This is a genomic window from Tropicibacter sp. Alg240-R139 (assembly GCF_900537075.1).
Taxonomy (GTDB): domain Bacteria; phylum Pseudomonadota; class Alphaproteobacteria; order Rhodobacterales; family Rhodobacteraceae; genus Falsiruegeria.
This window is the reverse complement of sequence record NZ_UNRA01000001.1, coordinates 255,766-277,390: the sequence shown is the minus strand read 5'-3', so window position 1 is coordinate 277,390 and position 21,625 is coordinate 255,766. Positions and strand designations below refer to the sequence as shown.

Below are 21,625 nucleotides of genomic sequence, written 5' to 3'. Positions count from 1 at the left end.
GCCCGTTTCTGCTTCTGGTCCACCGAAATGGAACTGCCAAAGCAGGTTGGGTTTGTGTCAGACGCGAGAAAATTGAACCGGACACAGAAGGTGATTCATAGGACAGTTTGAATTTTCCGCCTAAGTGTCTAAACTGGTTCGATAATTTTGACGAACCGCAGGGCCTCGGCTGAACCGGGGTGGCAAATGATCGCTTGGGGGAGCTTATCCTTTGTCGCAATCTCTCTCGGGGAGGAGGGTGACGGATGTGAACGAAAGTCAGAGTGAACGGGCAACGGGAAACAGTCGGCAATTGCTTGTCGGCGTGGTGGTTTTTTCTTGCTTGTGGGTTTTGGGCGCGGTCATAGCCTATACAAGTTTTCAGGCCGAGCTGATCCAGGTTATGGCAACGTATCTGTCACCTGACGGTGAGATATCGAGCCCCAGATATACCTTTGCCAAATTTACCTTGGCTCCGGTCTTACTGGCGCTCTGGGTCGTATTGACGGCTGTCACCTACCGGGTCTGGAGTTTCCCCAAGCAATATGCCTATTGGTATCTGGTCTTCTTCGTCGTTCATTTCCTGTTCTACAGCTACTATTTGCGGATCGTACTTCAAGGTGCTGATCCCGAAGATACGCTGTTGGAATGGGGGACCTTTGTGCTGGCCCTCCTGGGGGGCGTGATCTTTTTGATCTGCGGTTACATGGGATCGCGGTTTTCGATATTTTTGGGCCTGGCCTGGTTGTTGTTCGCGTTCGAGGAAATCAGTTGGGGGCAAAGGGTTCTGGGAATCGAAACACCTGACGTCATGATGGAATACAACTATCAGGACGAGCTGAATTTCCACAATCTGATCAACCCGATACAAAAGTATCTGTATGTACCGTTCAACGCCGCGTTTTTGTGTTTCTTCACCTGGTTCCGGCAGGTGCAGATATTGGCCTGGGTTTATCAGATAAACGGCGTACCGCGCATTATGCAGGTTAGCGACCGCTACGGACTGTGGATGATGCCGATGCTGTGGATCTTCGCCTCCTTTTACCCCGGTGCGGAATACGTCGAGGAACAGTGGGGCCTCTATGGTTTGGTTCTGGCGCTGCTGCTCTATCGGGACATGCGACGTAATCCGTAACTGCGCCTAGTTGTGGAGCGTTCCCAACTCGGGTGTGTCTTCGTTAGCTTCTTCATCCGGCCAATTGGTGCGCCAGGTCTCGGCCGACCAATGACCACAATGCACCGATGGTCTGTCAAAGCCGGGCAGGGCCGGTAGCAATGGCGCAACCACCACGTCGTGGCGGGGAACGGCGAAGTAAGGGAAGGAGTAGCGCTCTTTCCCGGAACGGTTCACAACCCGGTGCGGCGTAGAGACCAACCGCCCCCCGGACCACAGTTCCAGCATGTCGCCAATGTTGACCACAAAGCCGCCAGGCGGGCAATCGGGCGTGATCCAGTCGCCACTGCGAGTCTGTACTTCTAATCCGCCAACCGGATCGGGCGCGATGATCGTCAGCGCGTCGGTATCCTTGTGCGGGTGAATACCAAACCCCGGTTCGTCAGGAGCTTGCGGTGGGTAGTGCAGCAAGGTCATGTTGGTCATTGGCGCGGCAAAGGCGTCTTGGAACGTTCGGGACGGCAATTTCAATGCCTCGGCCAGCGCGCCAAGCAGCAGCAATGCCACCTCATCAAGCTGCGACCAATAATTTAGGACCGTCTCTTGGGCCTCTGGAACTTCTAAGGGCCAGCGATTGGGGCCATAGAGAGCGCAATCGGCGACAACAGGGTGTGATGCGGCAACCTCTTGATGCAGTTTGTAGCCCTCGTATTTGTCTGCGCTTCCCGTTCCGTCGTTCGGAGAAAAGAAGCCAAACGGGATAAAGCCCCGGTAGTTGTCGCGCGTGATGGCTTGATCCCACTTGCGGGCCTCTGACACGGCAAAGATCGTGCGAACGCAGGCGCGCATGTCTTCGATCGTTTGCTGCGAGACACCTGTGCCCACGATCGAAAGGAACCCCATGTCGGTACAGGCCCCGTGGATTTGTTTGATCACATCGGCCCTTTCCGGGTGATCCATATCTCGAAGAGGGGAAATGTCGATGGTCGGAATGCTCTGCATCGTGCGCTCCATAGTTGCCGATTGGTTGAGCGTCGCCGCTGTGTTCATGTGGATCAACTCGAATTCCGACACGTCGTGGTCGCGAAAACCACAATGGCCGATTGCCCCAGACGCGGCGATGCCGTAGATCAGCGAAAACGCCAATGATCAGAGAGACCGCAATGCGCTTGTCCCGCTATTTTCTGCCTGTGCTCAAGGAAACCCCGAGCGAGGCCCAGATCGTCAGCCACCGCATGATGCTGCGGGCCGGTATGATCAAGCAATCTGCCGCCGGAATCTACTCCTGGCTGCCCATGGGTTTCAAGGTGCTGCGCAAGCTGGAAAACATCGTCCACGAGGAGCAGATGCGCGCGGGCCATATCCCGATGCTGATGCCGACGATCCAATCAGCCGATCTGTGGCGCGAAAGCGGGCGCTATGACGCCTATGGCGAGGAAATGCTGCGCATCAAGGACCGGCACGACCGCGACATGCTGTTCACGCCGACCGCCGAAGAGCTGATCACCGACATTTTCCGCGCCAACGTCAGCAGCTACAAAGACCTGCCGCTGACCATGTATCAGATCCAGTGGAAATTCCGCGACGAGATCCGCCCGCGCTTTGGCGTGATGCGGGGTCGCGAGTTCTATATGAAAGACGGCTATAATTTTGACCTCACCAAAGAGGACGCGCTGCACGCCTATAACCGTCATCTGGTCAGCTATCTGCGCACCTATGAGCGGATGGGTCTGCAGGCAATCCCGATGCGCGCTGATGGTGGTCCGATCGGCGGCGACTACACACACGAGTTCCTTGTGCTGGCCGAAACCGGTGAATCCGAGGTGTTTTATGACAGCGCCGTCACCGATCTGACCTTTGGCGATCGTGAGATCGATTATGACAGCGTCGAGCAATGCCAGTCGGTGCTCGAAGAGTTCACATCGCGCTATGCCCGCACGGATGAAACCCATGATGAGGAACTGTTCAACCAGATCCCCGAAGAGCGTCGTCGCACAGCGCGCGGGATCGAAGTGGGACAGATATTCTACTTTGGCACCAAATATTCCGAGGCGCTGAACGCGGTGGTGCAAGGCCCTGACGGCAAGCAGAACCCGGTTCACATGGGCAGCCATGGCATCGGCGTGTCGCGTCTGCTTGGCGCGATCATCGAAGCGAGCCATGACGATAACGGCATCATCTGGCCCGAAGGCGTGACGCCGTTCCACTGTGGTATTGTGAACCTGAAGCAAGGCGACGAAGCCGCCGATGCCGCCTGTGAACAGCTAGAGACCGCTTTGACCGCTGTAGGGCTAGAGCCGCTTTACGACGACCGCAAAGAACGCGCTGGCGGCAAGTTCGCGACCATGGATTTGATCGGCCTGCCGTGGCGGATCACTGTTGGTCCGCGCGGGTTGAAAAACGGTGTGGTCGAGCTGACCAGCCGCAAGACCGGCGAAAGCGTCGAAATGACGCCCGAAGAGGCGGTCAAGAAAGTTGCCGAGATCTATACCCCTCATCGTGTAGGCGGCTTGTTTTAAAGCCCGGACTTGATCGGTCACAATGAAAATTAAGGAAAATGCCCCATCGCGCACGTGGGGCATTTTTCGTTTGGGGTCAGTGCAGGATTTCTCCATCCGCCATTTGACCGGCGCAAGGCAGAACGCAAGGACGTCCAAGACGGACAACCAGGTCGCGCATGTTCAAACCCAGAAAGCGCAGTCCGCAGATGCGGTTGCCGTCGCAGTGTTTGATCAGACAGAGCTCTCCACCACGGAACATCGGGTGATACCCTTTGGACCCAAGCCGGTCGATCAGATCGGTCCAAGATTTGGCCACATCAAAGATGGGCAACAGAATGGCGCGTAGCAGGTAGGCGGTTTCGCAATCGTATTGAGCTGGCCCATACCTCATTTCGCGCACGCGAGGGGTGTGCAGTTTGTAAACGTTGTGGGTGACGTCGGTTCGGTTCGGTTCCATGAACATCTCCTTTTCGATCCTGCCCTTGTTCATCTGGCATACCCTTGTGTGTCTTCAGGCTTGCAGAAGGTTCAAACTTGACCAAAATTTGCCGCGTCTTTTTGTTAACTTTGGTTAATTCATTGGGCATTTTGGTGACAATCCACAAAACCATCGGCACAGTGTTGCCAAATTGGAAACCAGGTTGGTATGAGAAATTCCGCTTGTACGGCGCGAATAACGGGGCGGTGACTTGACCCCACAGGCGGCAGACTCCACTCTCCGCGCCAACGACAAGAGCAGGAGCCGAAATGGCCAAAACCCCAGCCCCATTTGCCCCGTTCGAATGGAAAATCGCGTGGCGCTATTTGCGCGCGCGCCGTGCCGAAGGCGGGGTGAGCGTGATGACCTGGATCAGTCTGATCGGGATCACGTTGGCGGTCTTTGCTCTGGTGTCGACCCTGGCTGTGCGCGAGGGGCTGCGCTCGGACATCGTGCAGACGATGTTGGGGGCCAATGCACATATGGACGTTCATTATCGCCGTGACCTGCAAGCCGAAATTCCCAAGGATCACCTGATCCGAGACTATGACGACTTGTCTTTGCGACTGTCGGCCATGGCCGGCGTCGAGGACGTGGCTCCGCTGGTGCGGGCGCAAGTCATGGGCAGCTATCAGGGCCGTAACATGCCGGTAGATGTCTATGGCATCACTCTGGACGATCTGCGCGATTACCCGATGATTGCCCAGGCCGAAGACAGCTGGGGTGATCTTGCCAATTTTGACGAAGGCGTTGCCATCGGCGGTGCGCTTGCCCGGCAGTTGGGTATTGGCGTGGGGGACAGGCTGAAACTGGTATCGCCGGATGGGGCTCGCACACCTATGGGGCGCTCGGTTCGGGTGTCAGCTTATGATGTCGTTTACGTCTTTTCGTCCGGTCAGGGATTTGTCGATCAAAGCCGTCTGTACATGCCTTTGATTGAAGCACAGGAGTTCTTCAATCGCGAAGGGGCGGTTGATCAAATCGACCTGCGGCTTAATGATCCGCTCAGGGCAGAGACGCTGATCCTGCCGGTGCTCGATACAGCGGGCGAGCGGGCTTATCTTTACACTTGGCGTGATCGGGCGGGCGGTATGATCCGGGCGCTCAAGATGCAGGACAATGCGATTTTCATCGTGCTGGCGATCCTGGTTCTTATCGCAGCGCTGAACATCGTTTCGGGGCTGATCATGCTGGTGAAAAACAAGGGCCGCGACATTGGCATCCTGCGCACCATCGGCCTGACTCAGGGCGCGATCTTGCGCGTATTCTTTATCTGCGGGGCTTCCGTTGGTACGGCAGGAACCCTGTTCGGAGTGATCCTGGGCGTGATATTTGCGCTGAACATCGACAGTGTGTACGCCTTTGTCGATTGGACCTCGGGCAGTGGTGTGCGGGATTTGGAAGCAAACGGATTCATTTTTCCTTCGGCCATCATCACTGTGCCGGATGTCCTGTCTTCGGTCGCGCTGAGCATGGGGTTGAGTTGGTTGATCACCTATTTTCCGGCGCGTCGTGCGGCCCGGCTGAACCCGGTTGAGGCACTGCGCTATGAATGATGTATCCTTGCGCCTGTCCGGGCTGACGAAGACATATCTGGTTGGAACTCCGGGCGAGGTTCAAGTGCTACGGGGCACCGACCTGGAACTTCGGTCAGGTGAAACCGTGGCGCTAGTGGCGCCTTCGGGTGCTGGCAAGTCGACGCTTTTGCACATCGCAGGCCTGTTGGACACGCCAGACACAGGAACGGTGGAAATCGGTGGTCAGGACATGACCGGCAAAAGCGACCGCCGCCGCACGGCGACGCGGCGCAGCGACGTCGGCTTTGTCTATCAATTCCATCACCTGCTACCTGAATTCACAGCGCTGGAAAACGTCACTTTGCCGCAACTGGCCAATGGCGTGTCCGAGCGCGAGGCCCGCGCCCGAGCGCAAGACTTGCTGGGCCGTGTAGGCGTAGCAAACCGCGCCAATCATCGACCGGCGGCTATGTCGGGCGGGGAGCAGCAGCGGGTCGCCTTCTGCCGGGCGCTTGCGAACAAACCGCGCGTTTTACTGGCGGATGAGCCGACTGGAAACCTGGACCCGGCAACTGCGAATCAGGTGTTTGCCGCTTTGGTCGATCTGGTTTCCGGCACCGGGCTTTCGGCTTTGATTGCCACGCATAACATGGAATTGGCCGCACGTATGGACCGGATGCTGCGATTGGAGAACGGTGTGCTCACGCCAGTTGCGTGATCCCGACGCCCAATACCATCACTGCAATCCCGCCTGCACGCATCCAGGTGAGCGGTGAGATCTGTGCACCAAAAAGCCCAAAGTGGTCGATGATGGCGGCGCTGATCAATTGTCCCAACAGAACGAAGAACACCGCATTTCCGAGCCCGAAATGCGGGGCGATATGGGTGATGGTCAGCACGTAAAAAGCCACGAAAAGCCCGCCCAAAAACAGATGCTTCGGCGCCCCGCCGAGATGCAAGAGCGCGGCAGGACCGGGAAAGAGCATCATCACCACGGCCGAGCCCAAGAAAGCGACGGCAAACAGGACCACTCCGGCAGCAATGGGGGACTCTATGTGCTGTCCCAACGCTGAATTCAGCGCGGCCAGAATCGGGATGCCGATGCCAGCGGCCAACATCAATACTGCGTAGTGTGTCATGAAGAGGCCTCTTGTCGGTCAGATTTGGCGTTGATCTGGATCATTGCGATCCTCCTGAGGATGCACAAGGTTGGAAAGGTGCGCGCGGGTCACAAAGTTGTAGCTGTCTGCGTGTTAGGGGCGAAATGGCACAGGTTTTGGGAGAGTTTGATGAAGGTGGTGTTGTCTCTGCTTCTGGGACTGTCGGCAAGTGGTGCGATGGCACAGGATGCCCTTGAAGGCGAAGCGCTGTATCTGAAACATTGCGCGACCTGTCATGGGATCGAGGCGACCGGGCAGGGGCCGATGGCGGGTGTTTTGATGATCAAGCCAGTCGACCTGACTCAGCTGGAACAAGATGGCGTCTTTCCGGTCGAGCGGGTAGTCAAACGGATCGACGGGCGGGACGCCTTGGTTAGCCACGGCAGCCCCATGCCGGTTTACGGCGACTTCTTCGAAGGTCAGGATGTCGCGATCAAAACGCAAACCGGGCAGCCGTTAATGACAAGTGAACCGATTGTGGGCTTGGTCGATTACTTGCGTACACTACAGGTGAAATAAGGGAGGACGGGCATGCCACGGGCACAGATGTTCACATTGGGCGCGGCGATTTTGCTGGCAGGGTGTAATGCCCAAAATTCCATGCCAACCGCGCAGGAAGGCGAGCAGATATTTGTCGAAAACTGCGCCGCCTGTCACAATTACGATGCAGCAGGTGGAGAGCTGAGCAGCCGCGCTGTCGCGCCTGATCTGACGCAATTGGCAGCAGGCAACGGGGGTACTTTTCCACGGGCCAAAGTTCTGTCCAAGATTGATGGCTATGGACAAAAGGGGCACGACAATCCCGGTGCCATGCCAGAGTTCGGGGCGATCCTTGCTGGCGAACAGGTGCCGGTGGACATCGACGGCACACTGACTCCAACACCACGCAGCCTGGCGGCGTTGCTGGCGTTTCTGGAGAGTATTCAAACCGACGATTGATCAGTCGCAAATGCCGCTCAGTTCGGCCTTTTTCCAGGGCAGATAGACGTCATGCTGGCGCGACTGCGGCAGGTCAGACACCGGAAAAGCCTCTTTCAGCATATCATGCAGTCGCTGTGTGCGGGGGGCGTCAGGTGCAAGTGACCGACAGCACACGTATTCCTCGACAATCGCGCCTTGTTGCTCGTACCCATAGCTCAGGAAATCCGGCGCGCCCTCCAACTGGAACAGATAGGGATCGTCCGAACGTGTGTGTTCAGCGGCTGCCAAGAGCGGATGGTACCCGGTGCGCTCGCGGTTCTGCCACTGCCAGACATGAGTCATCTCATGTGCCAATAGCATTGCTTCGACCAGATAGAGCCTGTCGGGATAGGTCGGCAGGTAATTGTCGATATACCAGTCTTTGGTGAAATAGACCTTGTTGAACAGCGCTACTGCTGCCGGAGATGTCGTCACGATCTCTTCTTTGGCGGGGGGCAAAATTCGTTCGCGGCACGCAACTCGTGGGCGGGGTTTGCGTTTGAAGGTGACACTGCCCACCGGCGCGCCCTTGACCAGCCGCACCCGATTCAGGTTCAGATCTTCGCCGTGAATGGAAGAGATGAATGACATTTCCGTCGGCGTCAGCGGGCGCCCGCAGGACGCCAGAAACAGCAAAAGCAAGAACGCGCGCAGGATCATGCGGCAAACCTAGCCCGGCCATCTTGGCCCGGATAGGGGGGGCGGTGAAAATATGTTGTGAGGTGGCAAAATACCCCTGTGTGGATCACAAGCTCATGGCCAGAACGCGGCTGATTTCGGTCAGCGAGCGGCCGGATTGGTCCATCCATGTGTTGAACGCCTCTTGCGTGGCCGCCAGCGCCTTTTTTGAGGTTGGTGTTTTGTCGACAATACCTTCGGCCACCAGCCGGGCCACCACGTCCTGGCTCAGGATGAAACTATCCCGTCCGGCAAAGCGCATGGCGTATTGCGCTGTTGTTCCACCCAGGCGCGAGGCGCGGGATTTGAGCATTCCCAGCAACCCGATGTAGTCGGTCGAGGGCCAGCCTCCCAGGGTCTGACCAACGCCCCCTTCTTGGCGCAGCTCCAGCAGAAAGGCGGCGTTGTCGCGCACGGTGGCGATCTTGGTGCCATTGCGTACAATTCGCGTGTCGGTTAGCAGCGCGTCAAATTTCTCGTCGTCCATAAAGGCGCAGCGGCCCAGATCGAAACCATCAAAAGCTTCTTCGAAGCTGTCCCACTTTGCCTCGATGACCTTCCAGTTGAATCCCGCCTGAAAGACGCATTTGGTGATCACCGACAGCCAGCGGTCGTCGGGCATGTTGGCCAGTTCTTGCGGGGATTTGGGTTTGCTCAGTTTTGCTTCAAGCGCTTGGTCGCCGCCATGACGGGCCGCAGCCAGGCCAAAGATCTCGTCGAAATGATGCATTGGGCCTATTCCCTAATTCAAGGCATGTTGCCATTTTGTTCCAGGCTCTGCAAGGGTGGGGCACGCGCGTTAGGGCGCAAAGAAAGTGGCGGTTGCAGTGGCGACTTTTTTGCCGCTGTCCTCTTCGGTCATGTCGCAGCGGGCAAAGACCAATGCGCGCCCTGCGCGCACCACCTCAGCCCGACACAGGATGGCGGTGCCAACACCGGGACGCAGAAACTGTGTGTGCAGATCGGTGGTGGCGAAAGGTTTGAATTCTCCTGTGTGGGCCACCGCCGACAGGACCATGGTCGTGTCGGCGAGTGCTGCAAGCGCCTGGCCTGATACGATCCCACCCACCCGCGCCAGATGATCCGCAAGCGGCATGCGGATCAATGTGTGATCGGCATTTACGGATTGAACCGTCAGGTCCAGCGCCTTGACCCAGTCAGCAAAGTTGTCGTCCAAGATGATCTGGGCGGATTGGGGCGTCATCGGTGGCCTCAGGCAGGGGGGTAAATTTGTTGAAGGGAGATCAGTCGGCGAATGGGTCTGACGATTTTTGCCCAAAGGGATCAGATGAAGACTGTGCTCGCAAGTACGACCGCTGACATTCAATTACCTCGTTGAAAGCCGCGCGCGACCCCCGCAAAGTGTAGTGGCCCAACACAGTTGAGCTAAAGCTCCATTTCATCGAATTTTCGCGTTGGAATTCATCGATGAACAACTTGGCCTGATCCGATCCTGCGTCGATCATTATTCCCAAGCCGGGGAAGTCATCGGTCTTCAACCCGTCCATATCCATGGTCCAGGGACTTTCATCGCCAAATTTAACTTCGATCTTGTATTCTTTGCCTGCTTCGATCGAGCGCCATTTCTGATCCAGTAAGGTGACATCAAGCGACAATTCGTTTTCGGTGTTGTCAAACCCAATAAAAAACGCTGTGTCTTCTTCAAAGAGGGCAAAGGCTTGGCATCCCTCGCTTGCGGGATAAAACGAGATATCCCAGCCTCTTACAGTTTTCCAATCTATGGGCTCTGCCAACACGGCTGATCCCATGAAGCAGCCTATCACAGCGCCCAAAATATGGCTGAGTTTCGGCGTTTGGTTCATCTTGGGTCTCCCCCCGTCTTTTGTATTTCCTCAACTTTAAGCGGCTTGCGCAGCTCTGCCAAGTATTGCTGTGACTGGCATGGAAAATTCCTGCGTCGCGTAGGGGGTCGACAAATTGGCGAGAATCGTTAGTGATTGACTCATCAATCAATAAAAAAGCCGGTCGATAGCCGGGTGACTCCTTTTGGGATTTGCCTGATAATGACAGGCAACAACATGAAAAACAGGGAGACACCTCTATGAAAACTATAGGTCTTGGGATCGCATTGACCGCTTTGGCGGGTACCGTACATGCGGCAGAGCTTGGCGCTGTGGACGAGCCGATCAAGCTGGCGGTTAACGAATGGACGGGTCAGCACGTAAGTACGCACGTTGCAGGCGAAATGCTTAAAGCGGCCGGCTACAACGTCGAATATGTCACCGCAGGTTACATGAACATGTACCAAGCCATGACCGATGGCGAGCTGCACGCCGCATTGGAAATCTGGTCGTCGAACGTGTCCGAAGAATACGCCAAGCATATTGATGCTGGTGGCGTGACCGAGTTGGGTGATCTGGGTCTGGATGCAAAAGAGGGCATTGCCTACCCCGCGCACGTTGCCGAAATGTGCCCTGGCTTGCCTGCTTGGGAAGCACTGAAAGAGTGTGCTCAAAACTTTGCCACAGCAGAAACACTGCCGGCTGGTCGTCTGGTTGACTATCCCGCTGACTGGGGCACACCCGGTGCGGACCGCATGACTGGCCTCGAGCTGCCGTTCAAAGCGGTTCCTGCCGGTTCCGAAGGTGCTTTGATCGCTGAATTGCGCGCCTCGACAGAACGAAAATCACCGCTGCTGATCACCTTCTGGCAGCCGCATTGGGCCATGTCTGCCTATGACGTGCAGTTTGTCGAGTTGCCTGCTGGCGAAGATGCATGTTTCACCGATGCCTCGTGGGGCCCGAACCCCAACGCGGTTAACGACTGTGACTTTGCTCCGACCCGCATCTTCAAGGCGTCCTGGTCCGGTATGGAAGACAAATGGCCGGCCGCGTTCGAAATCCTGTCGAACTACACCCTTGATGTTGCTGACCAGCAGCCGATGATGGGCGCCATCGACGTTGACGGCGGTTCGGTAGAGGATGTTGTCGCTGCATGGATGTCCGAGAACGAAGGCACCTGGCGTCCGGTTGTCGACGCGGCAACCAAGTGAGCCACGACACGTGACCGATGCAAACACGTCGGCCATCGCCTGCCAGGATCTCTGGCAGGTGTTTGGCCATAGTGGTGAAAAGGGCGCGGAAAAGGCCCTGACCGACGCTTTGGCTCGGTCAGGGAATGACGCAGACGCCGCCGCCAAAATCTTGCGCGATGCCGGGTATGTTCCGGCCGTGCAGGACGCCAATTTTGATGTCAAAGAGGGCGAGCTTTTTGTCATCATGGGCCTCTCGGGTTCGGGCAAGTCGACCCTGATCCGCTGTATCTCGCAGTTGCTGGATGGCACCGGTGGGCAGATCCGCATTCACGGCGAAGACATTATGACCGCCAGCAAGCAGCGGCTGATCGAGTTGCGGCGCAAAAAGTTGGGCATGGTGTTTCAGCATTTTGGCCTGTTCCCGCACATGACTGTGCTGGATAACGTGGCCTATCCCCTGCGCGTGCAGGGTGTTTCCCGCAAAGAGCGACTTAAGAAAGCTGCTGAAGTTATTGAATTGGTTGGCCTCGAGGGGCGTGAAGAGCGGTATCCGCGCGAGCTGTCCGGCGGACAGCGGCAGCGTGTCGGTATTGCCCGTTCGCTGGTGGCCGATTGCGAAGTCTGGTTCCTGGATGAACCGTTCTCGGCGCTTGATCCGCTGATTCGGCGGCAGTTGCAGGACGAATTCCTGGAAATTCAGGCCAAGCTGAAAACGACCATCGTTTTCATAACGCATGACATCAACGAAGCCCTGAAACTCGCTGATCGCATTGCAATTATGCGTGATGGTAAGATCGTCCAGATTGGCACGCCGACCGACATCGTGCTGAACCCGGTCGATGACTATGTGCGCGAGTTTTCCAAGGATGTGGCCAAGGGACAGCACGCCCGCGTTGCATCTGTCATGCACCAAGGCACCGAAGGCGTCGGCCCCGATGATCCCGGCCTGCGCACGGACATGACACTGGACGCAGCCCTTGCGCATTGCATGGAGCTTTATGAGCCCGTGCCGGTGCGCGACAAGGAAGGTAACCTCGTGGGCATGGTGAACCCGGCCGACCTGGCCGCAGCGCTTCAGGTGGAAGAGGCATGAGCGCGATAACAGATGCGCCCGTAACCCGTTCGCGGTTGACGATAGGTACGCAGGCTGCGCTGATCACCCTTCTGGTCGGAGCCATCTGTTTGGCGTTGGAGCCAGTCGCGCCTTGGTTGGTGAAATGGCCTGCGGCCTGGGTCTTGCCTGCGACGGACTGGGTCGGAACGATTTTGACCAGCGTTCTGACGACTATGAAACCAGTGGCGCGTGGGTTTTCGGCACTGATGGCCTATCCAATGGATTGGGCGAACTTTGTGTTGAACGGCACGCCGTGGCCGTTGGTCATCGGCATTGTTACGGCAGTGGGTTGGTATCTTGGCGGCTTGCCGATGGCGACACTCGGGTTTCTGGGGCTGAGTTTTGTCCTGGCCTCGGGCTATTGGTCCGAGAGTATGAACACGCTGGCGCTGGTCGCGGTTTCAGTTCCGCTGGCGTTGATTGTTGGTGGTGCGATTGGTGTATTGGCCAATGAGGTGCCGCGTATGAAGAACGCGCTTCAGGCCGTTCTGGACATTATGCAAACGGTCCCCACCTTTGCCTATCTGACGCCGCTTTTGCTGCTCTTCGGATTTGGTCCGGTGGTGGGGCTGATCGCGTCTGCAATTTATGCCGCCCCACCAATGGCGCGCAATGTGCTGTTAGGGCTCGAACGCGTGGAATCCGAAGTCAAAGAGGCGGCGGTGATGGCAGGCGGCACCCGGCTGCAACAGCTGTTTCAGGTCGAGATCCCCTCGGCCTCGACCCAGATCATGGTGGGTGTGAACCAATGTTTGATGGCGGCGCTGTCGATGGTGATCATTGCGGCCGTGATCGGTGGTTTCAATGACATCGGTTGGGAAGTGCTGCTGACCATGCGCAAGGCGCAGTTTGGCGAGGCACTAATCGCGGGCATGGTGATTGTGGTTTTTGCTATGGTGATCGACCGGATGAGCGGCGCACTGGCGACCGAGCGCAAACGATATGACACGCGGGTGGTCTGGGGGCTTCTTGGCTTCGCGGTGATTTTTACCGTGGCCTTCTGGACCCGCCTGCCGGCGCCGTCAGACTTGACGCTGCTCGACCCGGTGTCTGATGCGCTCGACAATGGTCTAACCGATTTCACACGGGCCAATGGCGCCTCGCTGGATGCCTTCAAGAACAACTCGATGTTTTATGTCCTGCTCCCTTTGCGGATCGGGCTGGATCAGGCGGTTCTGCCGTTCACTTGGGGTTTCACCTGGACATCAAACATGAGTACGGGATTCTTCCTGACCGGAGCCGCGATTGGCGCGGTTCTGGCTTGGCGGGGTCATGTGACTCGCGGGGTGATGGTGTTGATCGGCTTTGGCATGCTGGAAACCGGCGTTTCGAACCTGCCATGGCCCTTTGTTCTGACCGGCGCGGCAGCGCTTGGCTGGGTGGCAGGCGGCCCGCGTCTAGCTGTGTTGTCGGCTGGTCTTTTGTCCACGATCCTGGTTTCGGGCCTGTGGGACAGGGCTCTGCTGTCATTGTACCTGAGCGGGGCGGCGGTGTTTGCCTGCGCCATTGTTGGCGGTCTCATCGGCTTGATGAGCGCGATCAGTCCACTGGCGTGGAAAATCGTGCGTCCGATTTGTGACATGTTGCAGACAATCCCGTTGTTTGTATTCCTGATACCGGTTCTGATGGTGTTCCAGATCGGCGAATTCTCGGCCTTTTTGGCAATCTGCGCCTATGCGATCGTGCCTATGATCCGTTACACCCGCCATGGGCTGGTCAACACGCCCGAAGAGATGATGGAGGCGGCCATCGCCAGCGGGGCAACCCAGTTTCAGATCATGCGCGACATCAAGGCTCCCTACGCGGCGCCGACGATCCTGTTGGGGCTGAACCAGACGATCCTTTATGCGTTTGCGATGCTGGTCATCGCGGCGCTGATCGGAACTACCGGTCTGGGGCAGTCGATCTATCTGGCACTTGGCAAGGCGGACATCGGTCTTGGTATTTCGGCCGGGGCGGCGATGGCGATTCTGGCCCTTGTGGCCGACCGTCTGGTGCAGGGTTTCGCCGAAGAACGGCGCAAGGCGTTGGGTCTGTAGATCGTGGCAGCGGCGGGGCTTAGGCCGGTCATTCTGGCTTTCCTTGCCGCTGCTCTTTGGGGGCTGTGGTGGATTCCCATTCGCTGGTTCGACGCACTTGGCCTGACTGGCGCTGCAGGCGGGGCGGCGATGAACACCGGGGCCTTTGTCTCTTGCCTGTTGTGGGTGTTGGTCCGGCGCGAGCCGTTTTTCCTGGGCCCCAAGGCTGTGCTTGGGGCGGCCTGCGTTGGCGTTGCCATCGGAACCTATTCGGTTGCGTTGAACTATGGCGATGTGGTGCGGGTGATCCTGTTGTTCTACCTGGCACCTGCCTGGTCCAAACTGATCGAGTGGCGGTTCTTGAACATGCCCTGGCGTTGGACCTCGACGCTGGCTCTGATTGCGGCGCTGTCTGGAGCGTTTCTGGTTCTAGGCGGTGACATTGCTACATCTGGTGTGACGGTCGGCGACGGGTTGGCCGTGTTATCTGGGATCGCCTGGTCTGTCGGTGCGACATTGATCTTCATAAACCCTGGCAACGCGCGGCCCATTCCGTTGAGCGCTGTATCCGCGTTGACTGCAACCGTGATCGCGCTGTTTTTCATGACGATCGAGGGGGATTGGCCAACGGGCGGGCAGGGGGCTTTGATCACAGGAGCTCTGGGTTTGGGGCTGCTCTATGTGGTGCCGATCCTGGCGCTTACCTTGTGGAGCGCCCAAATTCTAAGCCCGGCGACATTGACCTTTTTACTGACGGCGGAAATCCTTGCGGGCGTGATCTCTAGCGCCGTTTTGCTCGACGAACCCTTTGGTCCCTTGCGCATGGCTGGGGCGGCGTTGATCGTTTTGGGGGCCTTGAGCGAGATTTTGCCCTCGCTTTTGGGTCGGCGGGTTGATCCGGGTCAAGGACCGACCTGAGGCACAGCCGTAGACCTACCAAAAACGGATAAGTCGCTCATGAACGGTTGGTTTGAATTTGGTGTAGCATTGACTGTGTTCTTTCTCAGCCATGTAATCCCGGTGCGCCCGCCCGTCAGGCCATGGCTGATCGCTCGGCTGGGGCAGAGAGGTTACCTTCTTGCCTACAGTGGACTGTCCATCGTTATTCTGGTCTGGCTGTTTGTTTCGGCAGCGCGCGCGCCATTTGTGGGGATTATCCCACCCGAGCCGATGTTACGGTGGGTACCACTGACGGTGATGCCAATTGTTTGTGTTTTGGCCGTGGCGGGCCTGCGCGCGATCAATCCGCTGTCCTTTGGCGGGATGGGGCAAGGGCGTTTTGATTCGGTTCGGCCAAGCGTTCTGGCGGTCTCTCGTCACCCGATCCTGTTGGCTGCGGCGCTTTGGGCCTTTGCGCATCTGTTGGTGAATGGCGATCTGGCGCATGTGATTTTGTTCAGCCTTATGGGTGGCTTTTCGGTGATCGGCATGCGTTTGATCGACAGGCGAAATCAGCGCGAGATGGGGGGCGACTGGCCCCGTATGGCTGCGCAGACCGGCCTGTGCGATTTGCGTGGGCTGACCCGTGTCCATGTTCTGGATTGGGGACTCGGAGCGGCCCTCTATCTGCTTCTGTTGTCCGCTCATGAGGCGGTCATTGGCCTGTCCCCGCTGCCGATGTAACAGCTTTTGCTTCGTCCAAGGTGGTCGTGGGCAGCGGCGCGTGCTAATTTGTCGTTCAGCTTACGGACAAGGGACCTGTAAAATGCATCTGGCTTATGTCACCACCATTCAGCGCGGTGAAACCGATCGCTTGCTCAGTGCTTTTGCCGAGCGACTTGAGGCGCAGGGCGTGTCATTGGCCGGAGTTGTGCAAACCAACACGGAATGCGCCGACAACGCCAAGTGCGATATGGACCTTCGGGTTCTGTCTGGCACTGGCGAGGTCATCCGCATTTCGCAATCGCTAGGCGCGGGGTCGCGCGGGTGTCGATTGGATCCGGCGGCTTTAGAGCAGTCCGTAGGATTGGTGAGCGCCGCGCTCGAAGAGCAACCACGACTGTTGATCATCAACAAGTTCGGCAAGCACGAGGCCGATGGCCGTGGATTCCGCCCGATCATCGGCGAGGCATTAGCGCGCGACATCCCTGTTCTTGTCGGCGTCAATGGGTTGAACGAAGAGAGATTCGTCGAATTTTCAGAAGGGGTTGCCGAAAAAGTTTCGGCAGATCTGGATGCTATTTCGAACTGGCTCGACCGTGTTGCGCCGCAAGCTACTCAGGCTGCCTGAAGGACATGTGCCGACCGAAGCCGGGCGCACCAATTCCCTCGACAACTGGTGTGTTGCTCATGCGTTTCATGCTAGAGGAAAGTGGTGGGCGACCCTGGAATCGAACCAGGCGTGCGTCTCCGCGAGGGAGTTACAGTCCCCTGCCACACCTTGCGGCCTGTCGCCCACTATCAGGCGTTGCGCCTGCTGTGGAGGCGTGATTACAAGCGCACCAAAGAAGCGTCAACAGGAAAATTCCACCTGGGCGCAGGAAACTGAGTTCTGGACCCCGTGTCCCGAAAAATGAGGCCGTGAAGATGAAGAAACCCAAATGGGTCGTTGAAAAGGAACAGGCGCGCAAGGCGGCAGGATCCGAGACCGTGTGGCTGTTTGGATTACATGCCGTCAGGGACGCGCTTTTAAATCCAAAGCGCGAAAAACTACGCCTGATGGTAACGAAAAACGCCTCTGACAAACTGTCTGATGCAATTGCTCAGGGTGGGATCGAGCCAGAAGTTGTCGAACCTCGCGGATTTTCCGCGCCGATCGATTCCGGCTCGGTGCATCAAGGGGCAGCGCTGGAGGTTAAGCCACTCAACTGGGGTGGGCTGGCCGAAAACTGCATCGGAGCAGAATCGCCGCGGGTGATTTTGTTGGATCGGGTCACCGACCCGCACAACGTGGGCGCGATTTTGCGCTCTGCCGAAGTTCTGGGCGCCAGCGCGGTGATCGGTACGCGACATCATTCGGCACCCGAAACCGGGGCGCTGGCCAAGACCGCCAGCGGCGCATTGGAACGCCAGCCCTATCTGCGGATGCGCAATCTGTCGGATACCATCGTGGAACTCCAGCGGATGGGATTCCTTGTACTAGGGTTGGACGGAGAGGCGGAACAGACCATCGAGGCCGCTTTGGAAGGTCGCAGGGATCATCCGGTGGCCCTTGTTTTGGGGGCCGAGGGGCCGGGATTGCGACAAAAGACCAAGGAAACCGTGGATCAGCTGGTAAAAATTGATGCCGCAGGCGGATTTGGCTCGCTTAATGTCTCAAATGCGGCCGCAATCGCCCTATATGCCTCCAAGGCCCATTAAGCGGGCCACTCACGACGGTCCGTTTGACAGGAGGCAGCCATTCCACATCCGACAAAGATTGCGACTTGCTGTTATTGCGGGACACGCGCGGCGCTGGTGCTTAGTCAGGATGGGCGCCACGAGTTGAGCTGTTCGACCTGTGGCGCGCCGTTGCATGACCTCAAGATGCTGCGTCAGGCCAAGCCGGACGCAGCAGCGATCAGCCATCTGCCCAAACCGAAATCCAAGAAGGCCAAAGGCAAGTCGGACTGGCATGAGAAGCCCCGCAACAAACTCAAGAAGGCCAAGAAGCGCAAAGGCCTGATGTCACGCGTTCTGGACGAGGCATGGGACGCGATCGAGGACATTTTCGACTGATCTGCCGATCACGGCGTCGAGAACCACATGACACAGTTTGATCACATCCCTGTCAGGGGGGCTTGGCTCAGGCGCGGGATGCGGTCATTTTATGCAGCACGCATATGATCGAACGGACTGAAATGCTTAATCGACGCACCATCCTTGCATGCGCCCTCAGCGCTCTGTGTCTCACTGCTCCGGCTGTTCAGGCCGAGCAGATACAGATCTATTACGCAGATGATGGGGCGGCGATTGATGGGTATGACACTGTGTCGTACTTCATGGGTGATGAACCTGTACGTGGTCACCCCGACATTGCCGTGATGTGGAAGGGGGCCGTTTGGTACTTCGCCAATCACGAAAACCGCGAGGCCTTCGAGGCGAACCCTTATGCCTATGCGCCGCAATTTGGTGGTTACTGCGCCTATGCAGTGTCGCGCGGGTACACGGTTGGCACAGACCCCGAGGTTTGGAAGATTGTGGACGACAAACTTTACCTTGTTCATTCTTCGTCTATCGAAAAGATGTGGGCTCGGGACGTTCCGGGCAATATCGAAATGGCCGAGGGTCATTGGCCGCAGGTCTTGCGTAACTGATCGAATCAGCCTTTTCGAAAGCGAATCACTCCAAATTGAAAGGACATCTGAAGGGTGTTCTTCTTGTTCTCGTGTGGCTTAGCTGAAAATGACTAGATTTTCGATCAAATTGAGAAGAATCACCGTGTCATTAAGAAAATTCATTTCCACCCCTTTTTTTGTCCAATTGAGGGCTTAAATGACACAGTGACCGCGGAACGGAACTGCCGCGGGTCATTTCACTGTCCCTCGTTCCATACCTCGCGCCCATGGCATCGTTCCATGGGCGCTTTTTTCTTTTCAGAGGCATGCCTTCAATCTAGCCAGAGCGAGCGGCTTCAATCGCTGCAAGACACTTCTGAAGAGCTGACATAGGGTGCGCGGTATGAGCGACTATTCCGATCAACATCTCAAAACCATTCTGCAACGCACTAAGGTCATTGCTGTTGTGGGCGTGTCGATGAACCCCGTGCGGCCCAGCTACTACGTGGCGCGCTATCTGGGCCTCAAAGGCTATACCGTGATTCCGGTCAATCCCGGTCATGCGGGCAAGACGCTGTTCGGTCAGACGGTGCGCGCCGGGTTGAACGAAATTTCAGAACCAGTGGACATGGTTGATATCTTCCGCCGTCCTGAGGCCGTTCCCCCCATCGTGGATGAGGCTCTGGAGTTGTTTCCGCAGCTCAAAACAATCTGGATGCAGATCGGCGTCAAACACACCGAAGCGGCAGCCAAGGCTGAAGGGCAGGGTGTAGATGTGATCCAAAACCGCTGCCCAAAGATCGAGTATCAGCGCTTGTTCGGCGAGCTGCGCATGGGCGGTTTTGCAACTGGCATCATCTCGTCAAAACTGTGACAAAACTCCCGATGCACGTGCGGCGGCGAATTCTTCGGGATACAATTCTTCCAACACCTCCATCCGAGGGCGCCAGTTGTATCGGGTGTCGTCCTGTGTCGGCGACCAGAACAAGTCGCCTGCGTCCCGCCAAGGATCCAGAATCACACCGGCGTACATATCGTCGCCCCGTCGGCTGATTACAGCGGTGCTGTGGTCGATATTGAACGGCGTCTTGGGCAAGGCAATTGCGCGGTGCATTTGCAGCGTCTTGAACCCCTCTTGATTCAGGCGGCGTTGCATGTCCTCGGCGTAGTGCACGCACAGACCGCGCTCTTTCGCACCCTCGTTGACCCTGACGTTGTGAATGATGGGCGAGGTGGTCACGCCATATTCGGTAGCCAGTTGCCGGGAGTAGGAAAAGGCGATCTGAGCTGCGCGGGTGGCCTCGGCCGGGTCCACCTCGGGGCCAAGGTCGCGCAAGGTTTGTGCCAGCTTGGTCACATCGTTTTGGGTGTAGGCTGGGGCAGAGGTGCTGCAAGCGCCAAGGCACAGCACGCAAAGGCAAGCGAGAACGGCAAACAGGGTCTTCATGTTGGAAAGGTCCCGCAATTGACTGGATACTCTGACAAACCTTTAACAAACATCGCCGCGGCCTGAGAACCCCTCAATCCGCGTTGCGTGCGGCCTTTTCCGCAATTCCGCTTAACCCCTGGCGTCGGGCCAGCTCGTTCAACACGTCATCAAGCGGAACGTCGCGCGCGGCCAGCATCACCAGCAGGTGATAGAGCACATCTGCTGCCTCATAGGTCAGGTTTTCACGGTCATCCTTGGCGGCGGCGATGATCGCCTCGATCGCCTCTTCGCCGAATTTTTCTGCGCATTTTTCAGGGCCCTTGGCCAACAACTTGGCGGTCCAGCTGTTGTCTGGTTCAGCGCCTTTGCGGGACTCGATGATGTCGGCCAGATCGTGGAGAATGCTCATGTCAGCCTCATCGGAATGCCTGCAGCGGCCATGTGTTTCTTGGCCTCTTGGATGGTGTAGTCGCCAAAATGAAAGATCGATGCCGCGAGAACAGCGCTTGCGCCGCCCTTGGTGACGCCTTCGACCAGATGATCCAGGTTGCCGACCCCGCCGCTGGCGATCACAGGCACATTCACCGCATCACTGATCGCGCGGGTCAATGGCAGATTGAAACCCGCCTTGGTGCCGTCGCGGTCCATCGAGGTCAGCAGGATTTCACCAGCCCCCTTGGCGACCACGGTCTTGGCAAACTCTACGGCGTCGATACCGGTTTCCTTGCGGCCGCCGTGGGTAAAGATCTCCCACTTGCCGGGGCTCACGGTCTTGGCGTCGATGGCGACGACGATGCACTGGCTACCGAATTGATCGGCGGCCTCGGCCACTACATCTGACCTTGCGACAGCGGCCGAGTTGAAGCTGACCTTATCCGCGCCCGCTAATAGCAGGTCGCGCACGTCTTCCTTGGAGCGCACGCCACCGCCCACGGTCAGCGGGATATAGCACTGCTCGGCCGTGCGCCGAACCACATCGAACATCGTGCCGCGGTTTTCATGTGTCGCGTGGATGTCGAGGAAACACAGCTCGTCCGCGCCGGCCGCGTCATAGGCTTTGGCCGATTCCACCGGGTCGCCCGCATCGCGCAATCCGACAAAGTTCACGCCCTTGACCACGCGGCCATCGGCGACATCAAGGCAGGGGATGATACGGGTCTTGAGCATGGGCATTCCTCTGGGTCGGGGCACGTCTAAAGGCAAAGCCCTGCCGATGCCAGAGCCGTGATTGGATGAAGCGACGGTGTGAAATCTGATCTGTGGATTCAATTAAAGGAGGTTCGACGACGCGCGCTCTGATTTGGGCAGGACTTCTGGCAATCACTGATGGGGCAGCAATGGCTCAGGATATCATCAAGGGAAAGACGGACAAATCGGTGCAGGGCGCGATGGACGCGCTGGAAATCTGGGAGGGCAACGCAGGCGCGACCGTGTTTGCGGGTGTGGATCACGCGGGATTCGGGCAACCTCTGCCTTTGTGCTAAGC

27 protein-coding genes and 1 tRNA gene are annotated in these 21,625 nt (G+C 57.5%); 17 read left to right on the top strand and 11 right to left on the bottom strand.

Annotated features, from left to right (window positions below):
* Window positions 1-247 precede the first annotated feature (247 nt).
* The gene (locus G6R15_RS01375; protein ID WP_164657998.1) at window positions 248-1,114 is read left to right on the top strand and encodes a hypothetical protein; all 867 of its coding nucleotides are present in this window, start codon (window positions 248-250) and stop codon (window positions 1,112-1,114) included.
* A gap of 6 nt (window positions 1,115-1,120) precedes the next feature.
* On the opposite strand, the gene G6R15_RS01370 is transcribed toward G6R15_RS01375, so the two are convergent.
* On the bottom strand, window positions 1,121-2,239 hold the full coding sequence (locus tag G6R15_RS01370) for an isopenicillin N synthase family oxygenase (RefSeq protein WP_240336638.1): 1,119 nt from the start codon (window positions 2,237-2,239) through the stop codon (window positions 1,121-1,123).
* A 17-nt stretch (window positions 2,240-2,256) separates the two neighbouring features.
* On the opposite strand from G6R15_RS01370, the gene proS reads away from it, so the two are divergent.
* The gene (gene proS / locus G6R15_RS01365) at window positions 2,257-3,612 is read left to right on the top strand and encodes a proline--tRNA ligase (RefSeq protein ID WP_164657996.1); all 1,356 of its coding nucleotides are present in this window, start codon (window positions 2,257-2,259) and stop codon (window positions 3,610-3,612) included.
* Window positions 3,613-3,688: 76 nt separating this feature from the next.
* On the opposite strand, the gene G6R15_RS01360 is transcribed toward proS, so the two are convergent.
* Window positions 3,689-4,051: a hypothetical protein gene (locus tag G6R15_RS01360; RefSeq protein WP_240336637.1), complete on the bottom strand. Its 363-nt coding sequence runs from the start codon at window positions 4,049-4,051 to the stop codon at window positions 3,689-3,691.
* Window positions 4,052-4,341: 290 nt separating this feature from the next.
* On the opposite strand from G6R15_RS01360, the gene G6R15_RS01355 reads away from it, so the two are divergent.
* Window positions 4,342-5,628 carry an ABC transporter permease gene (locus tag G6R15_RS01355; RefSeq protein ID WP_164657994.1) on the top strand — a complete coding sequence of 429 codons (1,287 nt, stop codon included), beginning with the start codon at window positions 4,342-4,344 and terminating at the stop codon, window positions 5,626-5,628.
* The gene (locus tag G6R15_RS01350; protein WP_164657993.1) at window positions 5,621-6,307 is read left to right on the top strand and encodes an ABC transporter ATP-binding protein; all 687 of its coding nucleotides are present in this window, start codon (window positions 5,621-5,623) and stop codon (window positions 6,305-6,307) included. Before G6R15_RS01355 ends, G6R15_RS01350 begins: the two co-directional genes overlap by 8 nt.
* On the opposite strand, the gene G6R15_RS01345 is transcribed toward G6R15_RS01350, so the two are convergent.
* The gene (locus G6R15_RS01345; protein WP_164657992.1) at window positions 6,291-6,728 is read right to left on the bottom strand and encodes a DMT family transporter; all 438 of its coding nucleotides are present in this window, start codon (window positions 6,726-6,728) and stop codon (window positions 6,291-6,293) included. The genes G6R15_RS01350 and G6R15_RS01345 overlap by 17 nt on opposite strands.
* Before the next feature lie 150 nt (window positions 6,729-6,878).
* On the opposite strand from G6R15_RS01345, the gene G6R15_RS01340 reads away from it, so the two are divergent.
* Window positions 6,879-7,268: a cytochrome c gene (locus G6R15_RS01340; protein ID WP_205520449.1), complete on the top strand. Its 390-nt coding sequence runs from the start codon at window positions 6,879-6,881 to the stop codon at window positions 7,266-7,268.
* Window positions 7,269-7,280: 12 nt separating this feature from the next.
* Entirely contained in the window at window positions 7,281-7,688 is a 408-nt protein-coding gene (locus tag G6R15_RS01335) for a cytochrome c (protein WP_164657991.1), read from the top strand.
* Here G6R15_RS01335 and G6R15_RS01330 read toward each other — a convergent pair whose 3' ends face one another.
* The 4 genes from G6R15_RS01330 to G6R15_RS01315 form a co-directional block, all read right to left on the bottom strand.
* On the bottom strand, window positions 7,689-8,369 hold the full coding sequence (locus tag G6R15_RS01330) for a hypothetical protein (protein WP_164657989.1): 681 nt from the start codon (window positions 8,367-8,369) through the stop codon (window positions 7,689-7,691). It lies immediately after the preceding gene.
* Between the two features lie 85 nt (window positions 8,370-8,454).
* Entirely contained in the window at window positions 8,455-9,117 is a 663-nt protein-coding gene (locus tag G6R15_RS01325) for a DNA-3-methyladenine glycosylase I (RefSeq protein WP_164657988.1), read from the bottom strand.
* Between the two features lie 69 nt (window positions 9,118-9,186).
* The gene (locus G6R15_RS01320; protein ID WP_164657986.1) at window positions 9,187-9,591 is read right to left on the bottom strand and encodes a PaaI family thioesterase; all 405 of its coding nucleotides are present in this window, start codon (window positions 9,589-9,591) and stop codon (window positions 9,187-9,189) included.
* A 40-nt stretch (window positions 9,592-9,631) separates the two neighbouring features.
* The gene (locus tag G6R15_RS01315) at window positions 9,632-10,210 is read right to left on the bottom strand and encodes a hypothetical protein (RefSeq protein WP_164657984.1); all 579 of its coding nucleotides are present in this window, start codon (window positions 10,208-10,210) and stop codon (window positions 9,632-9,634) included.
* A gap of 239 nt (window positions 10,211-10,449) precedes the next feature.
* Between G6R15_RS01315 and G6R15_RS01310 the strand changes: the two genes are divergently transcribed.
* From G6R15_RS01310 to G6R15_RS01285, 6 genes are all read left to right on the top strand, one after another.
* On the top strand, window positions 10,450-11,400 hold the full coding sequence (locus G6R15_RS01310; protein WP_164657983.1) for an ABC transporter substrate-binding protein: 951 nt from the start codon (window positions 10,450-10,452) through the stop codon (window positions 11,398-11,400).
* Between the two features lie 10 nt (window positions 11,401-11,410).
* On the top strand, window positions 11,411-12,475 hold the full coding sequence (locus G6R15_RS01305; protein ID WP_164657982.1) for a glycine betaine/L-proline ABC transporter ATP-binding protein: 1,065 nt from the start codon (window positions 11,411-11,413) through the stop codon (window positions 12,473-12,475).
* The gene (locus tag G6R15_RS01300; RefSeq protein WP_164657981.1) at window positions 12,472-14,535 is read left to right on the top strand and encodes a proline/glycine betaine ABC transporter permease; all 2,064 of its coding nucleotides are present in this window, start codon (window positions 12,472-12,474) and stop codon (window positions 14,533-14,535) included. Before G6R15_RS01305 ends, G6R15_RS01300 begins: the two co-directional genes overlap by 4 nt.
* Before the next feature lie 3 nt (window positions 14,536-14,538).
* Complete coding sequence (locus tag G6R15_RS01295; protein WP_164657979.1) at window positions 14,539-15,432, top strand: DMT family transporter; 894 nt, start codon at window positions 14,539-14,541, stop codon at window positions 15,430-15,432.
* Window positions 15,433-15,471: 39 nt separating this feature from the next.
* Window positions 15,472-16,137: an NnrU family protein gene (locus tag G6R15_RS01290; RefSeq protein ID WP_164657977.1), complete on the top strand. Its 666-nt coding sequence runs from the start codon at window positions 15,472-15,474 to the stop codon at window positions 16,135-16,137.
* Window positions 16,138-16,219: 82 nt separating this feature from the next.
* Window positions 16,220-16,744 carry a DUF2478 domain-containing protein gene (locus G6R15_RS01285; RefSeq protein ID WP_164657975.1) on the top strand — a complete coding sequence of 175 codons (525 nt, stop codon included), beginning with the start codon at window positions 16,220-16,222 and terminating at the stop codon, window positions 16,742-16,744.
* Between the two features lie 82 nt (window positions 16,745-16,826).
* Here G6R15_RS01285 and G6R15_RS01280 read toward each other — a convergent pair.
* Window positions 16,827-16,910 (bottom strand) — tRNA-Tyr (locus G6R15_RS01280).
* 130 nt (window positions 16,911-17,040) lie between these two features.
* Between G6R15_RS01280 and rlmB the strand changes: the two genes are divergently transcribed.
* From rlmB to G6R15_RS01260, 4 genes are all read left to right on the top strand, one after another.
* Window positions 17,041-17,814, top strand: coding sequence for a 23S rRNA (guanosine(2251)-2'-O)-methyltransferase RlmB (gene rlmB, locus G6R15_RS01275; RefSeq protein WP_164657973.1), 774 nt, complete (start codon window positions 17,041-17,043; stop codon window positions 17,812-17,814).
* A 39-nt stretch (window positions 17,815-17,853) separates the two neighbouring features.
* Window positions 17,854-18,171, top strand: coding sequence for a hypothetical protein (locus G6R15_RS01270; RefSeq protein WP_164659228.1), 318 nt, complete (start codon window positions 17,854-17,856; stop codon window positions 18,169-18,171).
* A 122-nt stretch (window positions 18,172-18,293) separates the two neighbouring features.
* Window positions 18,294-18,749 carry a YHS domain-containing (seleno)protein gene (locus G6R15_RS01265; RefSeq protein ID WP_164657972.1) on the top strand — a complete coding sequence of 152 codons (456 nt, stop codon included), beginning with the start codon at window positions 18,294-18,296 and terminating at the stop codon, window positions 18,747-18,749.
* A 364-nt stretch (window positions 18,750-19,113) separates the two neighbouring features.
* Window positions 19,114-19,584, top strand: a complete 471-nt coding sequence (locus tag G6R15_RS01260) for a CoA-binding protein (protein ID WP_164657970.1) — start codon at window positions 19,114-19,116, stop codon at window positions 19,582-19,584.
* Here the strand turns inward: G6R15_RS01260 and G6R15_RS01255 are convergent.
* From G6R15_RS01255 to hisF, 3 genes are all read right to left on the bottom strand, one after another.
* Window positions 19,573-20,157, bottom strand: a complete 585-nt coding sequence (locus G6R15_RS01255; protein ID WP_164657968.1) for a hypothetical protein — start codon at window positions 20,155-20,157, stop codon at window positions 19,573-19,575. The genes G6R15_RS01260 and G6R15_RS01255 overlap by 12 nt on opposite strands.
* A gap of 73 nt (window positions 20,158-20,230) precedes the next feature.
* Entirely contained in the window at window positions 20,231-20,548 is a 318-nt protein-coding gene (locus G6R15_RS01250; protein ID WP_164657966.1) for a phosphoribosyl-ATP diphosphatase, read from the bottom strand.
* Window positions 20,545-21,306, bottom strand: a complete 762-nt coding sequence (hisF, locus tag G6R15_RS01245; RefSeq protein ID WP_164657965.1) for an imidazole glycerol phosphate synthase subunit HisF — start codon at window positions 21,304-21,306, stop codon at window positions 20,545-20,547. The genes G6R15_RS01250 and hisF overlap by 4 nt, the downstream gene beginning before the upstream one ends.
* A gap of 170 nt (window positions 21,307-21,476) precedes the next feature.
* Between hisF and G6R15_RS01240 the strand changes: the two genes are divergently transcribed.
* Window positions 21,477-21,623 carry a hypothetical protein gene (locus G6R15_RS01240; protein WP_205520448.1) on the top strand — a complete coding sequence of 49 codons (147 nt, stop codon included), beginning with the start codon at window positions 21,477-21,479 and terminating at the stop codon, window positions 21,621-21,623.
* The last annotated feature ends 2 nt before the right edge of the window (window positions 21,624-21,625 follow it).

What these genes read in the sequence shown, in the direction of transcription:
- G6R15_RS01310 (WP_164657983.1), top strand. Translation starts at nt 10,450, where the DNA reads ATGAAAACTATAGGTCTTGGGATCGCATTGACCGCTTTGGCGGGTACC.
- G6R15_RS01350 (WP_164657993.1), top strand. Translation starts at nt 5,621, where the DNA reads ATGAATGATGTATCCTTGCGCCTGTCCGGGCTGACGAAGACATATCTG.
- G6R15_RS01260 (WP_164657970.1), top strand. Translation starts at nt 19,114, where the DNA reads ATGAGCGACTATTCCGATCAACATCTCAAAACCATTCTGCAACGCACT.
- G6R15_RS01335 (WP_164657991.1), top strand. Translation starts at nt 7,281, where the DNA reads ATGCCACGGGCACAGATGTTCACATTGGGCGCGGCGATTTTGCTGGCA.
- G6R15_RS01360 (WP_240336637.1), bottom strand. Translation starts at nt 4,051, where the DNA reads ATGGAACCGAACCGAACCGACGTCACCCACAACGTTTACAAACTGCAC.
- G6R15_RS01290 (WP_164657977.1), top strand. Translation starts at nt 15,472, where the DNA reads ATGAACGGTTGGTTTGAATTTGGTGTAGCATTGACTGTGTTCTTTCTC.
- hisF (WP_164657965.1), bottom strand. Translation starts at nt 21,306, where the DNA reads ATGCTCAAGACCCGTATCATCCCCTGCCTTGATGTCGCCGATGGCCGC.
- G6R15_RS01345 (WP_164657992.1), bottom strand. Translation starts at nt 6,728, where the DNA reads ATGACACACTACGCAGTATTGATGTTGGCCGCTGGCATCGGCATCCCG.
- G6R15_RS01285 (WP_164657975.1), top strand. Translation starts at nt 16,220, where the DNA reads ATGCATCTGGCTTATGTCACCACCATTCAGCGCGGTGAAACCGATCGC.
- G6R15_RS01320 (WP_164657986.1), bottom strand. Translation starts at nt 9,591, where the DNA reads ATGACGCCCCAATCCGCCCAGATCATCTTGGACGACAACTTTGCTGAC.
- G6R15_RS01300 (WP_164657981.1), top strand. Translation starts at nt 12,472, where the DNA reads ATGAGCGCGATAACAGATGCGCCCGTAACCCGTTCGCGGTTGACGATA.
- rlmB (WP_164657973.1), top strand. Translation starts at nt 17,041, where the DNA reads ATGAAGAAACCCAAATGGGTCGTTGAAAAGGAACAGGCGCGCAAGGCG.
- G6R15_RS01315 (WP_164657984.1), bottom strand. Translation starts at nt 10,210, where the DNA reads ATGAACCAAACGCCGAAACTCAGCCATATTTTGGGCGCTGTGATAGGC.
- G6R15_RS01255 (WP_164657968.1), bottom strand. Translation starts at nt 20,157, where the DNA reads ATGAAGACCCTGTTTGCCGTTCTCGCTTGCCTTTGCGTGCTGTGCCTT.
- G6R15_RS01340 (WP_205520449.1), top strand. Translation starts at nt 6,879, where the DNA reads ATGAAGGTGGTGTTGTCTCTGCTTCTGGGACTGTCGGCAAGTGGTGCG.
- G6R15_RS01265 (WP_164657972.1), top strand. Translation starts at nt 18,294, where the DNA reads ATGCTTAATCGACGCACCATCCTTGCATGCGCCCTCAGCGCTCTGTGT.
- G6R15_RS01325 (WP_164657988.1), bottom strand. Translation starts at nt 9,117, where the DNA reads ATGCATCATTTCGACGAGATCTTTGGCCTGGCTGCGGCCCGTCATGGC.
- G6R15_RS01330 (WP_164657989.1), bottom strand. Translation starts at nt 8,369, where the DNA reads ATGATCCTGCGCGCGTTCTTGCTTTTGCTGTTTCTGGCGTCCTGCGGG.
- G6R15_RS01250 (WP_164657966.1), bottom strand. Translation starts at nt 20,548, where the DNA reads ATGAGCATTCTCCACGATCTGGCCGACATCATCGAGTCCCGCAAAGGC.
- G6R15_RS01240 (WP_205520448.1), top strand. Translation starts at nt 21,477, where the DNA reads ATGGCTCAGGATATCATCAAGGGAAAGACGGACAAATCGGTGCAGGGC.
- G6R15_RS01355 (WP_164657994.1), top strand. Translation starts at nt 4,342, where the DNA reads ATGGCCAAAACCCCAGCCCCATTTGCCCCGTTCGAATGGAAAATCGCG.
- proS (WP_164657996.1), top strand. Translation starts at nt 2,257, where the DNA reads ATGCGCTTGTCCCGCTATTTTCTGCCTGTGCTCAAGGAAACCCCGAGC.